Source organism: Actinobaculum sp. oral taxon 183 str. F0552 (assembly GCF_000466165.1).
In the GTDB taxonomy this organism is placed as follows: Bacteria; Actinomycetota; Actinomycetes; order Actinomycetales; family Actinomycetaceae; genus Peptidiphaga.
The window spans coordinates 1-5,349 of record NZ_KE951429.1 but is presented as its reverse complement, the minus strand read 5'-3'; the positions used below and the strand labels follow the sequence as shown (position 1 = coordinate 5,349).

5 protein-coding genes are annotated in these 5,349 nt (G+C 68.3%); all 5 read right to left on the bottom strand.

Annotation, left to right across the window (positions count from 1 at the left end; translation table 11 throughout):
• Positions 1 to 548: SsrA-binding protein SmpB (smpB, locus tag HMPREF0043_RS05825; RefSeq protein WP_021602023.1), on the bottom strand; the 548-nt coding region annotated here is incomplete at its 3' end.
• A 251-nt stretch (positions 549 to 799) separates the two neighbouring features.
• On the bottom strand, positions 800 to 2,176 hold the full coding sequence (locus tag HMPREF0043_RS05820) for a M23 family metallopeptidase (protein ID WP_040317963.1): 1,377 nt from the start codon (positions 2,174 to 2,176) through the stop codon (positions 800 to 802).
• A 19-nt stretch (positions 2,177 to 2,195) separates the two neighbouring features.
• Positions 2,196 to 3,110: a permease-like cell division protein FtsX gene (ftsX, locus tag HMPREF0043_RS05815; protein ID WP_021602021.1), complete on the bottom strand. Its 915-nt coding sequence runs from the start codon at positions 3,108 to 3,110 to the stop codon at positions 2,196 to 2,198.
• Positions 3,107 to 3,799 carry a cell division ATP-binding protein FtsE gene (ftsE, locus tag HMPREF0043_RS05810; RefSeq protein ID WP_021602020.1) on the bottom strand — a complete coding sequence of 231 codons (693 nt, stop codon included), beginning with the start codon at positions 3,797 to 3,799 and terminating at the stop codon, positions 3,107 to 3,109. Before ftsE ends, ftsX begins: the two co-directional genes overlap by 4 nt.
• A 293-nt stretch (positions 3,800 to 4,092) precedes the next feature.
• Positions 4,093 to 5,229 (bottom strand): peptide chain release factor 2, encoded by a 1,137-nt coding sequence (gene prfB, locus HMPREF0043_RS05805; RefSeq protein ID WP_021602018.1) that lies wholly within the window; start codon positions 5,227 to 5,229, stop codon positions 4,093 to 4,095.
• Between the last annotated feature and the right edge of the window lie 120 nt (positions 5,230 to 5,349).

The following is a 5,349-nucleotide window of genomic DNA, read 5'->3' as shown; positions in this document are numbered from 1 at the left end:
CGGCGCGCCGCCGCCATGGCGCGCTGGGCTTCGCGGTCGGCCTCGCGGCGTCGGATCGTCTCGCGCTTGTCCCACTCCTGCTTGCCTTGCGCGAGGGCTATCTCGACTTTGGCCCGGCCGCGGATGAAGTACAGCTCGAGCGGCACCACCGTGTAGCCCTTGGCCTGCACCCTCTGGGAGAGCTTGCGGATCTCCTCCTTGTGCAGGAGCAGCTTGCGCTTGCGGGTGGGCGCGTGGTTGGTCCACGTCCCCATGGCGTAGACGGGGATGTTCATGCCGTGGATCCATGCCTCGCCGTAGCGGTCCAGCTCCACCCAGGCGTCGGCGAGCGAGGCCCTCCCCATGCGCAGAGCCTTGACCTCCGTGCCGGTCAGGGACAGTCCGGCCTCGTAGGCGGCGTCGATGGAGTAGTCGTACCGGGCCCTCCTGTTGCGGGCGATCACCTGCTTGGCGTCGGCCGCCGCCTTGGCCTTCTCGGCGGCGGTGGGCTTCCCGGTCCTGGCCTTGGCCATGGCGGCCTCCTTCGTCCTCGAGAGCGGAGCGTCCATCTTACAGCCTCGCCGCGGAGGCCCGGGGTTGGCCCGCTGCCTCCTCCGAGCGGTCTGGAACGGTCCCGGACGATTTGGAACTGTCTTGGAACTGTCCCGGGTAGCCGAAGGCCCCGCGCGGTCCAAAACGGCCCTGGGGTCCGGAATCGAACGATCCCAGGCCACCCGGGGCCCGAATGCCTGCAAGGGGAAGCGGCGCGGCGAGGGCCCTCGCCCCCGAGGCGGGCGCGGCCGCTCCGGGACGAGGGGCGTCAGAATCCGGGGAGCGACATGGGGTTGATGACCTGCCCGTCGCGCCAGACCTCCATGTGGACATGGCATCCGGTGACCTGGCCGGTCTGGCCGGTCCACCCGATCACCTGCCCCTGGGTGACCGACTGGCCGGGCCGGACGTTGAACGCGGACATGTGGTTCGTCACGGCGACCCAAGAGTGCCCGTTGACGTTGCCGAGGTTGATGAACACCTGGTTGCCGTGGGTCGAATTGCCCGCGGCCGGCCTGACGCTGGCCACGACCCCGTTCCCGGGCGCGACCTGGGCCTGCCCGCACGGCGAGCGCAGGTCGACGCCGTTGTGCATCCAGCGGCCGCCGAAGGGGTATTCGCGCATGCCGAAGGGCGAGGTGACGTAGAGGGGCCGGGGGATCACGGGGATGAGGAAGCCTCCGCCGGAGGCGCCGCCGCCTCCCCCGCCGGAGCCTCCCGAACCCGAACCGCCGCCCTGGCCGCCCGAGTTCGAGCCTCCGCCGGAGTTGCCGGACGCCGCGTTCTTTCTGGCGGCCTCCGCCCTGGCCGCCTGGGCCTTCCGCTGGTTCTCCGCGTCGATCTGGGCGATCTGGGCGGCGGTCTGGTCGCGGGCGGAGTTGACGTTCGCCAGGGAGGCCTGGAAGCTCTGCTTCTGCGCCGAGAGCTGCTGGCTCTGAGTCGAGTAGGAGGACTGGAGAGACGCCAGGTTGTTGGCCTTGGCCTGGGCCGCCGATTCCTTCTGGGTCTTGGCGGAGACGAGGTTGTCCGCCTCTTTCTTGAGCTGGCCGATCTTGGCTTCGACGGCGCTCTGGCGGGCCTGGCGGTTCTTGGCCGCGGCCGTGGCCTGTTCGGCCTTCAACAGCGCCGTCGACTGGGTGCGCTCAGCCGTCCTGGAGGCGGAGACCGCGTCGAGGAACTCCTTGGAGGACTTCGACCCGACGAGCATGTCCCAACGCGTCGGCACGGACTCGCCGCGGTAGCGGGCACGCGCCACAGCCCCCACGTCCTTGCGCGTGGACTCGACGTTCTCCTGGTTCGCCGAGACGGTCTGCTTGATCGTCTTCAGCTCCCCCTGGGCGGCCTGCAGCTGCGCGGAGACGGCCTCCTGCTGCCTGGTGGCCGCGGCCAGCTCGCTCTGAGCAGTGGCGAGCTCGGCCTGGGCGACGGGGATCTGGGCCTGGGTCTCCTTCAGCTTGAGGTAGACGGCCTGGAGATTCGTGTCGACGCCCTCCAGCGAGGACTTGTACGACTCGATCTGGGCCTCCTGCTGCTTTTTCTTGTTCACCAGATCGTCGCGGTCGTCCGCGTACGACGGGGAGAAGACCGCTCCCGCGGCCAGGCCCATCGCGCCCAATGCGGACAGCCAGCGCTTCGACTTTGCCATGACAGCCTCCATGTCAGAATCAAACCTTTGCGTAGCGGCGGAGCGTTATCCACGATGCGAGCGCCGCCACGATGAGAGCCCCGCCGACGAGCATGGGGGCGAGGACGACGACGTCGTGGGTGCCGACGGTCTTGAGCCAGACGACGGCCGACGTCAGCCAGTCCTTGATGAAGTACTTGACCGCCACCCACAGCCCGCCGACGGCGAGCACCGAGCCCAGCAGCGCCGAGACGACGCCTTCGAGGATGAACGGCAGTTCGATGAAGAAGTTCGAGGCCCCCACGTACCGCATGATCTCCGTTTCGTCCCTTCGCGACATGGCGGACAGCCGTATCGTCGTCGGGATGAGCAGCAGGGCGGTGAGCACCATGATCGCCGCGAGCACGACGGAGACCTTCATGAACTTGTTGAGGATGTTGAGCAGGGACTCCAGGTTCTCGCTCTGGTCGTTGACGACCTCCACGCCTTTGCGCCCGCTGAGGGTCTCGGTGACGACTTTGTAGTCGAGCGGGTCCTTCAGCTTGATCCGGAAGGAGACCTGCATGTCGGCCTCGGTGACGTTGTCCTCGTAGCCCGATCCCTTCATCTGCTTCTTGTAGTTGGCCAGGGCCTGGGCCTTGGACTCGAAGGTGTAGGTGTCGACGTATTTGGAGACCTCGCCCGACTTGAGCTCCCTGTCCATCGCGTCGATCTGCTTCTGCGTGGCCTCGCCGTCGGCGCAGCGTTCGGCGTTGCTCTCCCGGGGGCACATGTACACGGCGATCTCGAGCTTGGCCAGCCACTGGTCGCGGACCTGGCCGACCTGCTTGTGCAGGAGGGAGGCCGCGCCGATGAAGATGAGGGACACGAAGGTCACGAGGACGACCGACAGGGCCATGGCGCGGTTGGACCACAGCCCCTTGAGGGTCTGGGTGCTGACGAATCGGAGTCTCACTTCCGGCCTCCTTCGTAGACGCCGCGAGCCTGGTCGCGCACGACCCGTCCGTCGCTGAGCTCGATCACTCGCTTGCGCAGTTGGTTGACGATGCTGTGGTCGTGGGTGGCCATGACCACCGTCGTGCCCGTCTTGTTGATCTGGTCGAGGAGCTTCGTGATGGACAGGCCCGTCTCCGGGTCGAGGTTCCCGGTGGGCTCGTCGGCCAGCAGGATCTGGGGCCGGTTGACCATGGCGCGGGCGATGGCCACGCGCTGCCGCTCTCCGCCCGACAGCTCCGACATGTGCCGCCGTTCCATGCCGTCCAGGCCGACCATCTTGATGGCCTCGGGGACCTCGGTCTTGATGCGGTGCCTGGGCGCGCCGATCACCTGCAGGGCGAGCTTGACGTTGTCGTAGGCGTTCTTGCCCGACAGCAGCCGGAAATCCTGGAAGACCGTGCCGATCCGACGGCGCAGGAAGGGGACGCGGCGCTGGGACACGCCGGCCAGGTCCCTGCCCAGAACGTGCACGCGCCCCGACGTGGGGCGCTCCTCGGCGAGGATGAGCGCGAGCATGGTCGACTTGCCCGAACCCGACGGGCCGACGAGGAAGACGAACTCTCCGCGCTCGACGTCCAGGCTCACATCGTCGAGCGCCGGGCGGGCGCCCTTCTGATAGAGCTTTGTCACGTGGTCGAATGTGATCATGAAGAACCGCCGGGTGTCGTGTGCTGGGTCGAATCGACCTTACGCGCATGGACGCGGCGGTTCGCCGGGGCGCGCCGAAGCCCCGCGAATCTGTATGCGATCTGCATGTGAACTGTGCGTCGGCCCGCGGGAGGAAGGCCTGGCCAGTCCGGCGGGATCGCCCGAGCCCGCCCCGTCCGACGACCCAGCCGAGCCTGCCCGGAGGCCCGCGGGCTCAGCCATCCAGATCCTCGGAAACCGCGCCTGCGAGCTCCAACCGCCTCCAGCGCCGCGGGCTCATCCCCGCAGGGGGCTCACTCCTGGGATCCGGCCTTCTCGCCGGTGGCGCGCCAGCGGATGCCGGCGTCGATGAATCCGTCGATGTCGCCGTCGAAGACCGCGTCGGGATTGCCCGCCTCGTATCCCGTCCGCAGGTCTTTAACCATTTGGTAGGGCTGGAGCACGTAGGAGCGCATCTGGTCCCCCCACGAGGCCTTGATGTCGCCGGCGAGCTCCTTCTTCTCCCGGGCCTCCTCCTCCTGTTTGAGCAGCAGGAGGCGGGACTGGAGCACTCGCATGGCCGCCGCCCTGTTCTGGATCTGGGACTTCTCGTCCTGCATGGAGACGACGATCCCGGTGGGGACGTGGGTGATGCGGACTGCGGAGTCCGTGGTGTTGACCGACTGGCCTCCCGGCCCCGACGAGCGGAAGACGTCGACGCGGATGTCGGCCTCGGGGACCTCGATGTGGTCGGTCTGCTCGATGAGGGGGATGACCTCGACGGCGGCGAAGGAGGTTTGGCGCCTCCCCTGGTTGTCGAAGGGGCTGATGCGCACGAGGCGGTGCGTGCCGGCTTCGACGGAGAGCGTCCCGTAGGCGTAGGGCGCGCTGATCTCGAAGGTCGTCGACTTGATCCCGGCCTCTTCGGCGTAGGAGGTGTCGAGCACCTTCGCGCTGTAGCCGCGGCGTTCGGCCCAGCGCAGGTACATGCGCTGGAGGGTGTGCGCGAAGTCGGCGGCGTCGACGCCGCCGGCTCCCGAGCGTATCGTCACGACGGCGTCGCGCTCGTCGTACTTGCCGGACAGAAGCGTGCGGATCTCGAGCTCGGAGAGGGCGGCCGCCACGTTCGCCAGTTCGCCGTCGATGTCCGCGTAGAGTTCCCGGGCGGTCTCGGGGTCCGAGGCGGCCTCTTCGTCGGCCATGTCCTTGAGGGCCCCGAGGTCGTCGATGGCCGTCTCCATCCTCTCCAGCCTGTCGAGCTCGGATTGGGCGTGCGAGAGCTTCGACGTCACGGCCTGGGCCTTCTCCTGGTCGTCCCACAGGTCCGGCGCGGCGGACTGCTCGGTGAGGTCGGAGATGCGCGCGCGAAGCGCCTCCGGGTCGGTCACGGAGGAGATTTTCTGGAAGGTCTTGCGCAGAGACTGGATCTCCGCCTGATAGTCAGTGGCCACGGGCCAAGGCTACCGCATGGCTCCGGCCTCGCCCCGGGGGCTGCGCGAACGGCGCGGGCGGCACGCCTCTCAGCGCCGCGGGCTCACCCGGCGCCGGAGCGTCGGCTGCGGCGGGTCCGG